The organism is Pontimicrobium sp. MEBiC06410, assembly GCF_053601615.1.
In genome coordinates this window covers 1-220 of sequence record NZ_JBSHNT010000129.1, presented here as the reverse complement: position 1 = coordinate 220, position 220 = coordinate 1, and the positions used below count along the sequence as shown (strand labels likewise).

Here is a 220-nt window from a genome sequence, read left to right as displayed (position 1 = left end):
AGCGTCTGTGTAGGTCGCGTCTAGGGTTGTAGAACAGTTATCTGCTTCGTCTGTAACATCTCCTGTAATGTTTACTCCAGCATCGTAGTTACATGATGCATCTGTAAATATCTCAATATCTGCAGGTGCAGTAAATGTTGGTGCGATATTATCAGACACCGTGATGGTTTGTATTTGTTCTGGCGCAGTGTTACCACAGCTATCTGTTAATGTCCATGTT

The 220-nt window shown here is 42.3% G+C and carries 1 protein-coding gene; it reads right to left on the bottom strand.

The window, feature by feature from the left end:
• Nucleotides 1–220, bottom strand: a 220-nt coding sequence (locus ACVC08_RS02140) for a hypothetical protein (protein WP_452600826.1), incomplete at both ends; no start/stop codon positions are given.